The following is a 17,092-nucleotide window of genomic DNA, read 5'->3' on the forward strand; positions in this document are numbered from 1 at the left end:
TGACGCTGGAGCGATGCTCCTAGGCAGATTTATCTTTTTTCCGAGAATTTAGGTCGGGTTCAATTCCTTTCTGTTATATTGATGAGACAAAACCCAAATAAATCAGTTTTAGTCCCTTTTTATCGAAAAACAGAGGCTGGGTTGCAACCTCTGGATTTCTTCCTATCATTACGACGTTCAAAAATAAAGTCGATTATACTTTGTTTTTGAACTAGTAAGGCGTTTAGGCAAATCGCCATAGCGATTAGTCATTCTTACCTACCTCGCTCTCCTGATTTTCAAGCTCGGGATAAAATAGTCCACTGGACTATTTTATTTTTCCGTAAACTCTCCGTCTACGACGTCATCACCTGCATTTCCTGTTGCTTGTGCGCCTTCTGCTCCTGCTTGAGCTTGTTGGGCTGCTGCGGCTTGTTCATAGAGTTTCACAGCAAGGCCTTGAGCTTTTTCGTTCAACGCTTCAAGTTTTGCTTTCATTTCGTCCAAGTTGTTATCTTCTTGAGCTTTCTTAAGGTCATCGAGAGCAGCTTGGGCAGCGTCACGTTCTGCATCGAAGCCTTTACCTTCAGTTTCCTTGATTGTCTTTTCAGTCGCAAAGATCGCTTGGTCTACTTCGTTACGAAGGTCAACTTCTTCTTTACGTTTCTTATCTGCTTCAGCGTTTGCTTCTGCATCTTTCATCATGCGGTCGATTTCTTCGTCTGTCAAACCTGAGTTAGATTGGATCACAATAGTTTGTTCTTTTTGAGTTCCAAGGTCTTTAGCTTTAACAGACACGATACCGTTCTTGTCGATGTCAAATGTTACTTCGATTTGAGGAATTCCACGAGGTGCAGCTGGGATATCTGTCAATTGGAAACGTCCAAGAGTCTTGTTGTCTGCTGCCATTGGGCGTTCACCTTGAAGAACGTGGATATCAACAGCTGGTTGGTTGTCTGCTGCTGTTGAGAAGACTTGTGATTTAGAAGTTGGGATTGTTGTATTGCGGTCGATGAGTTTTGTGAAGACACCACCCATTGTTTCGATACCAAGTGACAATGGTGTTACGTCAAGAAGGACAACGTCTTTAACATCACCAGTAATCACACCACCTTGGATGGCAGCACCCATAGCAACTACTTCGTCAGGGTTAACTGATTTGTTTGGTTCTTTACCAGTTTCAGCCTTAACAGCTTCGACAACGGCTGGGATACGAGTTGAACCACCAACAAGGATAACTTCGTCGATTTCTGACAAGCTCAAACCTGCATCTGAAAGGGCTTGACGAACTGGAACTTTTGTACGCTCTACAAGGTCACGAGTCAAATCGTCAAATTTAGCACGAGTCAAAGTCATTTCCAAGTGAAGAGGTCCAGCTTCACCTGCAGTGATAAATGGCAAGCTAATTTGTGTTGAAGTTACACCAGAAAGGTCTTTCTTCGCTTTTTCAGCTGCATCTTTCAAACGTTGCATTGCCATCTTGTCAGTAGACAAGTCAATACCGTTTTCTTTCTTGAATTCTGCTACCAAGTAGTCAATGATTTTTTGGTCAAAGTCGTCACCACCAAGTTTGTTGTCCCCTGCAGTTGACAATACGTCGAAGACACCGTCACCCAATTCAAGGATAGAAACGTCGAATGTACCACCACCAAGGTCAAATACCAAGATTTTTTCTTCTTTGTCAGTCTTGTCCAAACCGTAAGCAAGGGCTGCTGCAGTTGGTTCGTTGACAATACGTTCTACTTCAAGACCAGCGATTTTACCAGCGTCTTTTGTTGCTTGACGTTGAGCATCGTTGAAGTAAGCTGGAACTGTGATAACTGCTTTAGTTACTTTTTCGCCAAGGTAGTCTTCAGCATAACCTTTCAAATATTGAAGAATCATAGCTGAGATTTCTTGTGGAGTGTATTCTTTTCCGTTAGCAGAAACTTTTTCAGAAGTTCCCATTTTAGATTTGATAGAGATAACTGTATCTGGGTTTGTAACTGCTTGACGTTTTGCAGCATCACCAACGATGATTTCGCCGTTTTTAAATGATACTACAGATGGAGTTGTGCGGTTTCCTTCTGGGTTTGCGATGATTTTGCTTTCAGTTCCTTCAAGAACTGCAACTGCTGAGTTTGTTGTACCTAAGTCAATACCGATAATTTTAGACATGTGTTTTTCTCCTTAAATTTTATATTCTATTTTTCTTTTTGATACTCTTCTTAAGTGGCGGCGCCGTCAGAGCTTGACTTCGTCAATCTCTTTGACTAAACTTTGAGCCTAAGGTCTCAAAGTTTACGCAAATAGCGCCACGGCGAAGAGTATCGTCTTTGGTTCGCTTCGCTCACTATTGCAAAGCCAAACATATTTTAACTTTCTTCATAGTTTAGTGTCGTTTCGGACAAAACCAAATCAGTCTTTCTTATTTACTGACATATCTTCTGTAAGTAAGAATAACAATTGACCAATTAAAATAGGTTGCAATATAAGTTCTAATACTTTTTGCAGCCAAATTACTGGTTGCGTTCCAAAATAAGAAACTTTTGCTCCTTCCGAAATAGGATAAGCAAAAAATATCCCTACTACCAGAAAGAAAACGACAATTCCAATAGCCCAATTTGTAGCCGCTATCTTTTTCATTCTCATCTTCCTACTATATTGTTTCGACATATAAAACTTCTAATTATACACCACTACCATTGCTGGGCGTAGGATGCGGTCATGGAGTTTGTAGCCTTTTTGGAAAACTTGGGCGATGGTATCTGCTGGGTGTTCATCGTCTGCTGGGAGAGTTTGGATGGCCATATGGTAGTTATGGTCAAATTCACCGTCAGCTGCAATTTCTTCGATTCCTTCTTCTTTCAAAGCGTGAATCAAGCTTTCTTGCACCATTTCCAAGCCCTTCTTCACATCATCTGTCAAACCTTCAACTGCGAGTGCACGCTCTAGGTTATCCAAAGAAGGGAGAATTGCTTTTGCCAAGTCCTGGCTACGATAACGTTGCAAATTTTGACGCTCTTCGTTTGCACGGCGTTGGATATTTTGCATTTCTGCATGAGCGCGAAGGTATTTGTTTTCGAACTCATCCGCACGTTCACTTGCCAAGTCCAACTCAGACTTTTCAGGAGTTGTTTCTTCAGCCGCTTCCACAACTTCCTCTTCTTGAACTTCTTCTACTTCTTCATTTTTTATATCTTGGGCCATTTTCGCCTCCTTTAATAATTTCAATCTTAATGTACTTCGTAATGATTACTGCTGAGGTAGCGGTAAAAATCTGTCAACTTCATGGTCAAAACACGATTGACTACATTGACTTGGTTGATTAGCTGTTGGTAATCCAGATTAACCGGACCGATAATGGCTAGAATTCCAACTCCCCGATAAGGAATGAGGAACTTACTACTAATCACCGCTAGGTCTGCTAGACAGGACTCTTGACTGTCTGCAACACGGACATTTTGCATCTGATCCTCATGCAGCCCCTCACGAATATCCAAGGCCACCTTTTGCGGTTGGTCAAAGAACTGATAAGCTGCCAGATTGGCAAAATTCAAGAGATTTACCTTGCCCGCCACCACAATGTTTTCGTTGAACATTTCCTTAAAGATATGTTCAAATAGATCGATCACATTGTCCGTTGTTGTAAAGTAACGCTGGATAATCTGCGGAATCTCCGTCCGAATCTTGTAGTGAATATCTAGAACGGTATGGCCGAGGAAACGTTCTTGAATGATGCTCTTCAGTTTCAGCAAATCCTCCTGCAAAAAATTCCTTGGAATCATAAACTGACTGGTAACCGTTCGAGACTCATCTAGGGTGAATACCGCCAAGGCTGTATGTTGCCCCAAAACAACGATATCAAAGGCTGTCAAACGTTGCCTGCTAGGCTCAACATCCAGTGCTACTACCGTACAGCCACTCAAGTCTGTCAGTAGATTAGCAGCCTCTTGCAGAATATCCTCTAGCTTGAAGAATTCCTGATCAAAGGCTTTGACAATCTCATATACCTCATTTTCAGCCAGACGGTCAAAATCCAGTGAGTGTTTCACATAGTATTGAAAACCAGCAACACTTGGCATTCGACCACTTGAAGTATGGGCCTTCTCAAGCAAACCTTGCTTTTCTAGAGCCGCCATGTCATTACGAATGGTTGCACTGCTAGAGTTAATAGACTCTTGCAAGGCTTTGGATCCGACAGGTTCGTGCGTTTTGGTAAAGATGTCAATAATCAGATTTAAAATATCCTGCTGACGCTCTGTAACCACCTCATCACTCCTCTCTGTCTGATCAATTAGCACTCGATACACTTAAGTGCTAACTTATGATTCTATTATACACCCTTAAAAGAGAATGTCAAGATAAAAACTCAAAAAATTAGCACTCTTTTATCAAGAGTGCTAAAAATCAGTCTGAAGACCTAAAAACTCACTGTTCATCTACTTGGTATTTCCTTTTAAGTCTAAAAAAACCATAGATTAGATAAGAAATCAGAAAAGCATATAAAAGAAAAATAATAAAGAAAGACATAGAAAGCTCCTCTTTAAATAGACTCATACAGACAACAAGACCACCTAAGAAAGTAGCTGTACAGGAACGAAGTCTAGATCGCATAACTTTCCATCTGAGCCCCTTACTCATATAGACTTGATCCTCTGAAAGTATATCAGAAGACAATTTACGAAGAATCGAACAAGAACCTGCTCCTATTAATTCCCAACCTCTATCTCTAAAATCTTGCAGTTCATGCTTATATTTTTTAAGAAATCTAGAATCATAGATACAGTATATGACATCGTCTGGTTGAGATTGATCAAAATAGAACAAACCAAAACGACTAGTTCTATACCTCCAACCTTTCAAATGCATCTCATGTAAATATTCTTCCTTCTTGTCCAAATCAAGAATAGTGAAGATTCGAAATTGCTTTTTATTTATCATGACTTCCCCTCCAATTTTGAGCATACCTACCCTATCATAAATCTGATAATTCCTTCTTTTTATGCCATAACTTCCAGCCAATAGAAGAAACCATTAACAAAAGGATCAAAGATAAGAAAATATCTAGCCCGACCGCAAGTAAACTCCATAGACCATACGCATTACTTCTATTGAGCAATTTAAATAAGAATGGTATATGTATGGCTAGCAAAAGTAAAACAGGTACTAATCGCAGTCTTAAAATGCGATTCACCATAGCTAACTTCCCGGCCGCGTCATTATAGATTTCAAATTCTGCATTCGATTCAATTTCAGAATGTGCTTTTCTAAAATAAGAAAAACTATTAAAGTCTGTAATATGCTCCCAGCCACAGTCTTTAAATAGTTGTAAATAGGAGGCTCTCTCTGATTTTTTCATAGGATAAAAGTCCAACTGATAAGACACTTGCTCAGGCTGACACTTTTCAAAGGTATACTTAACTGCAAACAATAAGATAGAATAGCTTACTTTCCTAAGTTTCCAGCCTTTAGCATGCATTTCTCTAAAGTATAGAGCCTCCCTCTCATAATCCGCAATTGTAAAAATTCGATAAACAATTTTCTTTTCCATCATCCTTCCTCCCGACTGTTTCTATAGAGCCGTTCAATACGCTTCAATTCAATATCTAAGACTTTTCGTCCCAAGTCTGTTATCTGATAGATTTTCCGTTTTTCCTCTTCGCGGACAAAGAAAATCAAACCATCCTTTTCCATTTTTGACAAGGTTCCATACATAGTTCCAGGACTAATCGAAACTTGCGAATCCGTCATCTCCTTGACCTTTTGCGTAATACTATAACCATGACCTTCCTTTTGCAGACAGAACAAGATATAAAAGCCCGTTTCCGTCATCGGAAGATAAACTCGACGAATCTTATCCGTTAATTCCATTTATAACCACCTCCTATTCAATTCGATATATCGCACTTCGTTATAAAAAATATATCACACCTCGATATAAAACGCAAGAAAAAAGATCGCCCTCAGGCAATCTTTCTTCTATATTAGTAAAGATCTAAATAGTTATCAATTTCCCATTGTGAAACGAAGGTTGCATAACTTGACCATTCAATTCGTTTAGCTTCAAGGAAACTAGTATAGATATGTTCTCCAAGAGCTGCTCTAACAACTTCATCTTCAGTCAGAGCTTTCAAAGCGTTGTGAAGAGTTGATGGAAGGTCTGTAATGCCAGCTTCCTTACGCTCTTCTGCTGTCATGATGTAGATATTTTCTTCGATAGGAGCTGGTGCTTCAATTTTGTTTTCAATACCATGCAAACCAACTTCCAAAAGAACCGCCATAGCGATGTATGGGTTTGCCATCGGATCCACTGAACGCAACTCAAGACGAGTTCCCATACCACGTGAAGCAGGCACGCGCACAAGTGGCGAACGGTTACGACCAGCCCAAGCAATGTAAACAGGCGCTTCATAACCTGGAACCAAACGTTTGTATGAGTTAACCGTCGGGTTCATGATGGCAGTATAGTTGTAGGCATGCTTGATCAAACCGCCAAGGAAATAGTAGGCCGTTTCTGACAACTGCATTCCTTTTGGATCATTTGGATCAAAGAAGGCATTGTTTCCTTCTGCATCAAACAAGGACATATTACAGTGCATACCTGATCCAGCAATACCAAATTTTGGTTTTGCCATAAAGGTTGCATAAAGACCATGTTTGCGAGCAATGGTTTTAACAACAAGTTTAAAGATTTGAATCTTATCACAAGCACGGAGAACTTCATCGTACTTAAAGTCAATCTCATGTTGTCCAACCGCAACCTCGTGGTGACTCGCTTCTACTTCAAATCCCATTTTGGTCAAGACATTCACAATCTCACGACGTGTATTGTCCGCAAGGTCAGTAGGCGCCAAATCAAAGTAGCCACCCTTGTCATTCACTTCAAGTGTTGGGTCTCCATTTTCATCCAACTTAAATAGGAAGAATTCTGGCTCTGGCCCAAGATTGAAGGATTTGAATCCCACTTCTTCCATGTGACGAAGAGCACGTTTCAAATTGCCACGAGGGTCACCTGCAAATGGCTCACCTTCTGTTGTATAGACATCACAGATTAAACCTGCAACACTTCCATTTTCATCTCCCCAAGGGAAGACTGTCCATGTATCCAAGTCAGGATGCAAGTACATATCTGACTCATTGATACGTACAAAACCTTCAATAGAAGATCCATCGAACATAGCCTTGTTTGACAAGACTTTATCTAACTGTTCATCTGTAGCAGGAATTTCGACGTTCTTCATCGTCCCCAAAATATCTGAGAACATAAGACGAATAAAGGTAACATTTTTTTCCTTGACTTCACGACGAATATCTGCAGCTGTGATTGGCATGAGTTTTCTCCTTAATGTATGACTACTTGCGGTTGCCTAACCGCGACCAAAAGGTGACCGTACTGAAGCAAAGCGACCCTGTTGGAGGAGTTCATTGTGAAGTGCACGACGCACTTCAGTCTGACTCACCGCTTTCTTGGATTTCGCTTCACGTTCAGCATATTTTTTCTTAATGGCAGCTATATTATAACCTTCAGAGATATAATCTTTGATTTCAAGCAGACGATCCATGTCATTCAAGGAATACATGCGACGGTTCCCTTCGTTTCGATCAGGCTTAATCAACTCTTGATCTTCATAATAACGAATCTGACGCGCCGATAGATCGGTCAACTTCATAACACTGCCGATAGGAAAAACAGCCATATTTCGGCGAAATTCTTTTTCCTTCATTTACAATTTCCTTCTTTCTGTCTATTATAGTCTAAAAAAAGACAAACGTCAATTGATAATGTTATAAAATGTAACATTATTTTTCTTTTTTCTCTAAAAAGAGACGAATACGATCAATATCGTAATTTACTAGAATTGCGACAAAAACTCCCATGAAAGTTTCTGATACACGCGCAAACACGTACAAAATCGTTTCTCCGCTCGGAATCGATAGGGTAATGATTAACATGGCTGCTACACCACCAATGACACCTGCTTTGTTATTCATGGCTACATTTGTCATAATGGTTAACATGGTACAGATTGGAACAACTACTAAAGTCACCCAAAAAGCTTCATGGAAAAAGCCATTTAATAGGAAGAAGACCAGAGCATAGAGGCCACCGATACTATTTCCTAGAATACGCGAAGTCCCAAAATGGACACTCTTATCAAAACTCTCCCTCAGGCTAAAAACAGCTGTCAAAGCACCGATTTGAAGGCCTTTCCAACCAAAAAAGCCAAAAATCAAGAGAACTAGAAAAACAGCAATACCTGTTTTAAAGGTTCGCATACCAAGTTTGAACTGGGATTTATCGAATTTATATTTTTTAAAATAACTCATAATCTCAACTTTCTATTTCCATTTTATCATAAATTGGATGATTTTATGAGGAATAGTTGAGAGGAAGCGTTTTTATTTTGAGCAAAAGAAAAGAGGAACTTTCATCCCTCTCTTCTTTGATTTGTTTATAAAATCTTATTTTTCTGTCAAGGCTGCTAGTCCTGGAAGAACTTTACCTTCAAGAAGTTCCATTGATGCCCCACCACCGCGTCACAAATACCTCCACTAGCACAAAAAGGTGACATAGCCACCTTTTTGTTAACGTTTCAGTTTTGTTCCTTTTTCTACAAAATCAGGATTTTGTAGAGACTAACGGACTGAAATTATTTTTCTGTAAGTGCAGCCAAGCCTGGCAATACTTTACCTTCGAGAAGCTCCATTGAAGCGCCTCCGCCCGTACTAATCCATGAGAATTTGTCTGCACGTCCAAGGTTGATTGCTGCGGCAGCTGAGTCACCACCACCGATGATTGATTTAACGCCTGGTTGTTTCACGATAGCATCCATCACACCGATTGTACCAGCTTGGAAGTCTGGGTTTTCAAATACACCCATAGGTCCGTTCCATACAACTGTTTTCGCACCAGTCAAAGCTTCGTCAAATTTAGCGATAGATTTTGGACCGATGTCAAGACCAAGGAAGCCTGGATCCACAGCTTCACCTTCAGTGTCTTTCACTTCAGTGTAGTCCGCAAATGCGTTAGCTTCTTTTGAGTCAACTGGCAAGATCAATTTGCCGTTTGCTTTTTCAAGAAGAGCTTTCGCAACATCCAATTTGTCTTCTTCTACAAGTGAGTTACCGATTTCGATACCTTGTGCTTTGTAGAATGTGTAAGTCATACCACCACCGATAAGGACTTTGTCAGCTTTTTCAAGCAAGTTTTCGATAACACCGATCTTGTCTGAAACTTTTGAACCACCAAGGATAGCCACGAATGGACGTTCTGGAGCTTCAACTGCTTCTTGGATGTAGGCAATTTCGTTTTCAAGAAGGAAACCAGCAACTGCTTTTTCAACGTTTGCTGAGATACCAACGTTAGATGCGTGTGCACGGTGAGCTGTACCGAATGCATCGTTTACGAAGATACCATCTCCAAGTGATGCCCAGTATTTACCAAGTTCAGGATCGTTTTTAGATTCTTTTTTGCCGTCAACATCTTCGTAACGAGTGTTTTCAACCAAGAGAACTTGTCCATCTTCAAGAGCGTTGATAGCTGCTTCCAATTCAGCACCACGAGTTACACCTGGGAAAACAACGTCTTGGCCCAATTTAGCAGCTAAGTCAGCAGCTACAGGAGCAAGTGATTTACCAGCTTTATCAGCTTCTTCTTTCACACGGCCAAGGTGAGAGAAGAGGATAGCACGTCCACCTTGTTCAAGGATGTACTTGATAGTTGGAAGAGCTGCAGTGATACGGTTGTCGTTGGTAATCACGCCATCTTTTACAGGTACGTTGAAGTCAACACGAACGAGAACTTTTTTCCCTTTCAATTCAACGTCTTTAACAGTCAATTTTGCCATTAGATATGACTCCTTCTTTTTTTATACGTGTTAATTATATCACAAAATCAGCAAAAGAGATAGAAAAACCCTAAACTTTTCCAGTTCTTTCTTGCAACAAAAACTAGCATCTCTGAAAATCAAAACTAGAAAAACCTTTCCAAATCACTAAGTAATACAAGAAAAACTAGTTAACCCATCTCATTCTTCCACTGATTTTTACTAGTTAAAACGAGGTTTGACTGCAGATTAGTCAAACCTTGTTTTTAGTTGTTATGAGGAAATGCAAGAATCCTAAATCGATTAGTTTTCTCTCTTCTTTCCAGCAAGTAGGCCATATCCACTCATCACTCCGAGGATTCCTAGTGCTACTAGACTAGCATCTCTTGTTACTCCAGTATTTGGAAGTTCTTTACCTACTTTTTCATTTGTCGGTGTTGCTAAAAGAGCTTGACCTGTTTTTTGAGAGTCTTGCTCTTCTTTCGTTCCAACTTCAACAATTTCTGGAAGAGCTTCCTTGAGAACTTCTGTTGTACGAAGGGTACGATTGCCTTGGGCATCGACTTCTACAAAACGACGAATTTGCCCCTCAACTCCTGCTTGGACAAGTTGACGTTGACCGACTAGGAGATTTGGATTTGGTCGTTCTTGATGATTAAAGGCCACTGTATCCTCTTCAATTTCTAGTTTCGAAATTTCTAAAACTAGGTCTTTTACTCCCTCAGCCGGTTGGTTACTTGACAGAACTTTTGTTCCAACTTCTGTGATTTCTGGGATAGCTTCCTTGAGAACTTCAGTTGAACGAAGGATGCGTTTTCCTTGGGCATCTACTTCTACTAGACGACGAATTTGGCCTTCCGCTCCTGCTTGAACTAGCTGGCGTTGTCCTTTGAGAAGCTCTGAGTTTGGACGTTCTTGACGTTCAAAGGATACTGCAATTTCTTCAACTTCTAGTTTCGGAGTTTCCAGAACTAAATCTTTAACTCCTCCTGCTGGTTGATTGCTCGATAGAACTTTTGTACCTACTTCGGTAATCTCTGGAACAGCTTCCTTGAGAATTTCTGTTGTACGAAGGATACGATTGCCTTGAGCATCTACTTCTACTAGACGACGAATCTGCCCTTCTTCTCCTTTTTGGACAAATTGACGTTGACCTTTAAGAAGGTTCGCATTTGGTAGCTCTTGACGTTCATAGGCTGTTTTTTCAGTTTCAACAACTAGTTCAGGGAGGACATCAACTGTTGGGGTTACTTCACTTAGATCCATGCTACCAACATGATGGCTTTCTTCTGTGAAAGCTAGTTTCTTATTCAGCATTTCTTTCATGTCCGCAAAAGCTTGTGGAGTTGGCGTTTGTGAAGACAATAAAGCTTCTGCTTGGGCAATCAACTCAGCTTGAGAATCTTTTTCACGGACAGATTCAAGCAAACCTTCCAATTCTTCTCTAGCAGTTTGATAACGTTGATTTCCATCCAAGTCCGCTCCAGCTTGTTTCAATTCATTCAAGGCTTTGTTGACTTCTTCTTGACTGGCATCATGGTTTTCTGCAACAGCTTTCGCTGCATTGAGTTTCTCTACTAGTACAGCTTGTTTGTCCTCACTTGAGAAGGTATAGGCAAGGGTTGAATGGCGACCTTGGACAGCCGTGATTTCTTGTTTGAGGTATTCATCATTAACTGCAGCCTTTGGAGAAACCAAGACATCGAACTCAGCTGTGTGCCCCTTGTAATGCAGGGTCAAGATCTGGCGTCCAGTCTTCTGAGCATCGTAGCCCGTGATTTCAACACCTTCATCAGTAAAACTGTGAGTCTCTTCTGTCTCATCATCATAGAGAACACCAAAGCGACCTTCAGAGAGATCCAGTTGTTCTCCTACTAGGTAGTCTGTTTTTGGTTTCTTAGTAATATACAAGCCCGCTACTTCTTTTGGTTTTCCTTCATCCTGTCCTGTCACTTGGACTTTAAGATCACCTGACATTGGTAAACCAAGGTATTGAAGTGTTAGGTTTTGTTCCCCTTTTTGATGAGCGTCGTATCCAGATACCGTCACACCTGAGTGAGTAAGGTTAATCAGCTCGTCGGCTCGTCCCCCTTCGTATTGAACACGGAGTGTTCCGCCTCTGAGGTCCAGTTTTTCTCCTACTTTGTAAACCGTCTTTTTAGGTTCTTTTTCCAGGCTAACCGCAGCAATTTTTCTTTCATCCTGCGGAATCGCTACTGCCAAGGTGTTACTGATTTCTTTGCCAGGTAGTTGGGTACGATAGTAGAGGAGAGTTGGTTGCTTGTCAAAGGCCAATGGTGCTGTTGCCAGATCGCCACCAGTTTCAGTCTTCAAGGTTGTAATTGGTGTTTGTGAGTCTGGCTTGTCGTAAACGGTGATGGTCGCACCAGCTGGGACATCAGAGAAGCCGAGTTGAACTTGATGGTTTCCAAGTGAACGAGCTGCTACTTTAGCCATTGGAATATTTTGACTTTCTGTGTCCAAGGCTTCGTACATCTTCCAGTTGTAGATACGAATGGCCTTCCAAGGTGTTCCGTTATCAGATGTAATGACATGCAAACGCCAGTCTTGGGCGGTGATTGGTTTGTCAAGAGTGATATCTGTAACGTGGGCTTTATTGCCACGAACTTCCTTAGCTAGTTTCCACTCGCCATCTGTATCCTTGTAGTAAAGATCAAAATCCTTGGTGTTCATCAAACCATCGTTAACAGACTCCCCACCAGCTCCCGCATGATCCATCACCCATCTGACAACACGACGTGGTTGAGTCAAACGAATATCGACACTACCGCTCAATTGTCCTGAAGACCACTTGTCTGAAAGACTGGTAATGGTACCGTTCAACATACCTTCAATACCTTCTCCACCTTCGGTATTCGGGAAAGTGCTACCGATAACTGTTGCCCCTGGAACAATATTTTCAGCCAAAGGTCTTGGGAGAGTCGTATCCTGAACAGTCATGCCCCAGTTAAAGGATGTCGTCGCAGCTTCTGAACGAAGGCCATTTTTACCAACTGCAACGACTTTCAATTCTTGCGTCGAACCAGTCGCATTAGCAGAACGGCTAACTCTTGGCAAGTAGATGGTTGAAGCAGATGAACCTGTCAACAAACGCCAGTTATCCCCATCTTTTTCGTAGACTTCATAGAAATCTGCATCTTGGTTACCCGAAAATTGAATCACTGCTTCAGCTTCTTGGGCATTTTTAAGAGATTGTTTCACCACAGAAAGGCCTGTAGGCGCTTGTGGTGCTTGGTGATTGTCTGAAATTGTTAATTGACCTAGGTTAAACTGATAATCTTTTACAGCTCCTTCATGCTCGAAGAAGAGTTTGACTGCATAGATGGTTTTTCCAGCTAATGAACTAAGGTCAAATTCTTCATTCGTCCAGTCATCAGATAAAGTCAGTTCTTTCCATGCATCTGCATCATCGAATTTGTAGTCTGGAGTTGTAGAGAAGGCCATAAAAACTTTAGAACCTTTTCCTCCCTTGTGGGCAACACGAAGTTTGGTTTTCTCAGTTACTTCTAACTTAGTAGAATAAAGTCTCACATCCTGATCCGTCTTACCAGCTACATCACCAGAGAATTTAAGGGAATTTCCGCCATTGTAGGCATCTGTAAAATCATATTCTGCACGAAGTTTTTCCCCTGTTGAAGTTTGCCACCAGCGCCATGTTGGCAAGATACCTGAAACCGAACGGTAGTTCCACTCAGAATCCTTAGAAACCTTTCCATCTACAAACCACTTTCTACCATGGCCTGTATTAAAGGAGGTAGTGAAGGTCCGGCCTACTGCTGGTGTGCGGTCTGCAACTAAATTAGCAATCCCATACCACTCTTTGTCCGCTGGTTTTTGAGCTGTCGGATCTCCTTGGTAACCTGTGAAGAAGATATCTTCGTTTTTATGGTAATCTTCACCTGTTTTTCCTAGACTGGTAATTGTATCTGGTGCAAAGAGTCCAAGTGACAAACGTAACTTGCCTTTTTCATCTAAGAGGGCATCCCATTTAACTTTTGTCTTATAAGAACCACCTTGTTGCAATTCCAATCCTGCAAAGACATCGTATTGGCTACGTTCCAGCCATTTTGCCATTTCTACAGAGTGGTCATTCTTTTCCTTATTCCAGTTGAAATTGGCAAATAATTGATCCGCAGGGACCTTGTCACCTTCTTTTTGCATGAACTGGTAGTTGTAATCACCTAGACCATCTTCGTGGTAACGACCATATTTATAGGTCATGGCATCATACCAAGCATACTTGATTGGATGGTTGACTTTTGCCGCATATTCTTTTGTATAAAGCATGAATTGACGCATTTTTTCACCAAGTGGCGTTACTAAGTCACCCGTTGTTTCTTGGTTGATAAAATACCCATCAAAGCCATAGTACTTAGCAAGGTCGACAAGTTTTCGGGCAATAGGGAAGGTTCCATCCTCATCTTGTTTCAAAGCAGCAACAAATTTTTCTTGATCTGCAATACTATTAGACCAGTTGAAGAAGAGTGTACCATATACAGGAACCCCGTTACGGTGGCCTGCATCAATGACATCTGAGGTTGGGACTAGACCTTCCCAGAAGACCATTGAATCCAAGTATTGCCAGTAGTCAAAGGCGTAAGCCTTGAATTCTTCTCCACCAACAGAAGCGTGGTCTTTAGCCTTTGAGTTGGTATTTGCTAGCGCCTGAACCTTGGCTCTTCTACTTGCTTTTTCATTCACCAGCTGGCCTCTATGGCGCTTGGCTAGTTCAACTGAGGAACGATTGATGGAATCATCTTCACGCGCACCCGGTTCCCATTTCAACAAATCCTCCCAAGTATCAAATTTGATTTCTTTTGGTCGGAGACTCTTTTCTTCATTTTTAGGAACGTCTGCTAGAATTGGTTTATCTGCTTTCTTCTCAACTACTTGGGGCGCTTCCTCAGGCTTGACTCCTTCTTTGTCAGTTGGTTGAGCAGGTTTTTCAGCTTTATCCGTCGGAGCAGGCTTCGCTTCTTCTTTTTCATTAACCAAATCCGTTATTGCTGGAGTGTTTTCTGAAATTGGTTGCTCAGCTACTTTGTTCTCTGCTTCCGATAATTGTTTTTCGATAGCTGCAGTATCTGGATTAGTTGTCTCATTAGTACTTGTCGCTTGAGCGCTCGTATTTACTGCTGTGTCAGAGACTGAGAGCTGTTCGGCGAGGACTGGACTCGTAAACAAAGCTGAACCGATCATCAAGGAACAAGCCCCGATTGACAACTTACGAATGCTGTAACGGCAACGTTTTTCATAGAATAGATCTTTCATCTTTTCCTCCTATTAAAATAAAAATTAAAAGTAAGCGCTTTACTTTTTTGCAAAAAGTAACTGTTCTCATGACAACCATCAGAACAGGATCATCTTCATTTTATCCTATATGAAAGCGATGTCAATCTAATTAACATAAAAACTATAACTAGGATAATAATCAGTAAAATTTAGACATAATTCCATAAACCCACCCTTGGAAAGTAAATTTACTCACTATTTTTAAAGAAAGTTGCCTTTTCTTAGGAAAATTTCATCTAAACACTTGTTAGATTTACTTTTATCCTTTAAAATAGAATAGGAGAAATTCCGTTATTATTTTTCGGAGGAAAAAGAAATGTCCATTAATTGGCAGGAAATTTTATTTCATTTTTTAGGTGGTCTGGGACTATTCTTATATAGTATCAAGACCATGGGAGACGGTTTGCAACAAGCTGCTGGAGATCGCCTTCGTTTTTACATTGACAAGTACACTAGCAATCCCTTTTTAGGTGTTCTAGTCGGAATTGTCGTGACTGCCCTGATTCAGTCAAGTACAGGGGTTACAGTTATCACGGTTGGACTGGTCAGCGCTAGCCTTCTCACTCTTAGACAGGCTATCGGAATTATCATGGGGGCCAACATCGGAACTACCGTCACTTCCTTTATCATCGGTTTCAAGCTTGGTGAGTATGCTTTACCCTTGATTTTCCTTGGAACCATGTTCCTATTTTTTACAAAAAATAGAACAGCAAATAATATCGGGCGCATCCTGTTTGGTGTAGGGGGAATCTTCTACGCCCTCAATCTCATCAGTGCTGGTATGAGCCCTCTTAAAGATTTACCACAATTCAAGGAATATATGGTAACCTTGGGACAAAATCCTATTTTAGGAGTTTTTGCTGGTGCAGTGATTACCGTTCTCATCCAAGCTTCTTCTGCGACAATCGGGATTTTGCAAGGTCTCTATGCAGGTGGATTCCTTGACCTTAATGGTTCTCTACCAGTTCTCTTCGGAGATAATATCGGAACAACCTTAACCGTTATCATCGCGGCAGCTGGAGCCAATGTCTCTGCGAAACGCGTTGCTGCAACCCACGTTACCTTTAACGTTTTAGGAACTATTCTTTGCTTAATCTTCTTAGGCCCCTTCACTGCTATGATTGAGTACTTCCAAGCACTCCTTCATCTCTCACCTGAGATGACCATCGCCTTCTCTCACGGTGCCTTTAACGTAAGTAACACCATTGTACAATTTCCATTCATCGGAGCCTTGGCTTTCTTTGTAACCAAGCTCATCCCTGGTGAAGATGAAGTTGTCAAGTACGAGCCGCTTTATCTTGATGAGCATTTGATTAAACAAGCTCCATCAATCGCTCTCGGAAATGCCAAAAAAGAACTCCTACACTTAGGAAATTATGCTTCTAAAGCCTTTGACCTTTCATACAACTACATCATTGACCTCAATGAAAAAGTTGCTGAAAAAGGACACAAGACAGAAGAAGCCATCAATACCATTGATGAAAAATTGACTCGTTACCTGATTACTCTTTCAAGCGAGACCCTTAGCCAGAAAGAAAGTGAAGTTCTGACCAACATCCTGGATTCATCCCGTGATTTGGAACGGATTGGGGACCACGCAGAAGCTCTTCTCAACCTGACTGACTATCTTCAACGTAAAAATGTTGAGTTCTCTGAAGCTGCTTTGCAGGAATTGGCTGATATCTATCAAAAAACCACTGGCTTTATCAAGGATGCCCTTGATAGTGTAGAAAACAATGATATTGAAAAAGCTCAAAGTCTGATTGAACGCCATAAAGAAATCAACAATATGGAGCGTGTTCTCAGAAAGACCCACATCAAACGCCTTAATAAGGGCGAGTGTTCAACACAAGCTGGGGTCAACTTTATCGACATCATTTCCCACTACACTCGAGTGTCTGACCACGCTATGAACCTAGCTGAAAAAGTCATCGCTGAACAAATCTGATAACCAAAAAGCTATCCTAAATAGGATGGCTTTTTCTTTTCCT

13 protein-coding genes are annotated in these 17,092 nt (G+C 41.1%); 1 reads left to right on the top strand and 12 read right to left on the bottom strand.

From position 1 onward, the window contains the following. Positions 1–312: 312 nt before the first annotated feature. The 12 genes from dnaK to EII37_RS09960 form a co-directional block, all read right to left on the bottom strand. Positions 313–2,136 carry a molecular chaperone DnaK gene (dnaK, locus tag EII37_RS09900; RefSeq protein ID WP_049546807.1) on the bottom strand — a complete coding sequence of 608 codons (1,824 nt, stop codon included), beginning with the start codon at positions 2,134–2,136 and terminating at the stop codon, positions 313–315. Between the two features lie 240 nt (positions 2,137–2,376). Further along, positions 2,377–2,604 carry a hypothetical protein gene (locus EII37_RS09905; RefSeq protein ID WP_124788457.1) on the bottom strand — a complete coding sequence of 76 codons (228 nt, stop codon included), beginning with the start codon at positions 2,602–2,604 and terminating at the stop codon, positions 2,377–2,379. A 39-nt stretch (positions 2,605–2,643) separates the two neighbouring features. After that, positions 2,644–3,168 carry a nucleotide exchange factor GrpE gene (gene grpE / locus EII37_RS09910; RefSeq protein WP_124788458.1) on the bottom strand — a complete coding sequence of 175 codons (525 nt, stop codon included), beginning with the start codon at positions 3,166–3,168 and terminating at the stop codon, positions 2,644–2,646. A 26-nt stretch (positions 3,169–3,194) separates the two neighbouring features. Beyond that, positions 3,195–4,229: a heat-inducible transcriptional repressor HrcA gene (gene hrcA / locus EII37_RS09915; protein WP_124788483.1), complete on the bottom strand. Its 1,035-nt coding sequence runs from the start codon at positions 4,227–4,229 to the stop codon at positions 3,195–3,197. Between the two features lie 160 nt (positions 4,230–4,389). Then, positions 4,390–4,902: a DUF2812 domain-containing protein gene (locus EII37_RS09920; protein WP_124788459.1), complete on the bottom strand. Its 513-nt coding sequence runs from the start codon at positions 4,900–4,902 to the stop codon at positions 4,390–4,392. 34 nt (positions 4,903–4,936) lie between these two features. Beyond that, positions 4,937–5,512, bottom strand: coding sequence for a DUF2812 domain-containing protein (locus EII37_RS09925; RefSeq protein ID WP_124788460.1), 576 nt, complete (start codon positions 5,510–5,512; stop codon positions 4,937–4,939). Continuing rightward, positions 5,512–5,832, bottom strand: a complete 321-nt coding sequence (locus EII37_RS09930) for a PadR family transcriptional regulator (RefSeq protein ID WP_045612791.1) — start codon at positions 5,830–5,832, stop codon at positions 5,512–5,514. Before EII37_RS09930 ends, EII37_RS09925 begins: the two co-directional genes overlap by 1 nt. 113 nt (positions 5,833–5,945) lie before the next feature. Beyond that, positions 5,946–7,292: a type I glutamate--ammonia ligase gene (gene glnA, locus EII37_RS09935; protein ID WP_033681329.1), complete on the bottom strand. Its 1,347-nt coding sequence runs from the start codon at positions 7,290–7,292 to the stop codon at positions 5,946–5,948. Between the two features lie 36 nt (positions 7,293–7,328). Then, positions 7,329–7,685 carry a transcriptional repressor GlnR gene (gene glnR / locus EII37_RS09940; RefSeq protein WP_000659548.1) on the bottom strand — a complete coding sequence of 119 codons (357 nt, stop codon included), beginning with the start codon at positions 7,683–7,685 and terminating at the stop codon, positions 7,329–7,331. 76 nt (positions 7,686–7,761) lie between these two features. Continuing rightward, positions 7,762–8,289: an aromatic acid exporter family protein gene (locus EII37_RS09945; RefSeq protein ID WP_049540998.1), complete on the bottom strand. Its 528-nt coding sequence runs from the start codon at positions 8,287–8,289 to the stop codon at positions 7,762–7,764. A 323-nt stretch (positions 8,290–8,612) separates the two neighbouring features. Then, entirely contained in the window at positions 8,613–9,809 is a 1,197-nt protein-coding gene (locus EII37_RS09950) for a phosphoglycerate kinase (protein ID WP_124788461.1), read from the bottom strand. Between the two features lie 282 nt (positions 9,810–10,091). After that, on the bottom strand, positions 10,092–15,080 hold the full coding sequence (locus EII37_RS09960) for an endo-beta-N-acetylglucosaminidase (RefSeq protein WP_124788462.1): 4,989 nt from the start codon (positions 15,078–15,080) through the stop codon (positions 10,092–10,094). Positions 15,081–15,417: 337 nt separating this feature from the next. Between EII37_RS09960 and EII37_RS09965 the strand changes: the two genes are divergently transcribed. Next, complete coding sequence (locus EII37_RS09965; protein ID WP_124788463.1) at positions 15,418–17,049, top strand: Na/Pi cotransporter family protein; 1,632 nt, start codon at positions 15,418–15,420, stop codon at positions 17,047–17,049. Positions 17,050–17,092: the final 43 nt, after the last annotated feature.

Source organism: Streptococcus sp. OH4692_COT-348, from assembly GCF_003859975.1.
In the GTDB taxonomy this organism is placed as follows: domain Bacteria; phylum Bacillota; class Bacilli; order Lactobacillales; family Streptococcaceae; genus Streptococcus.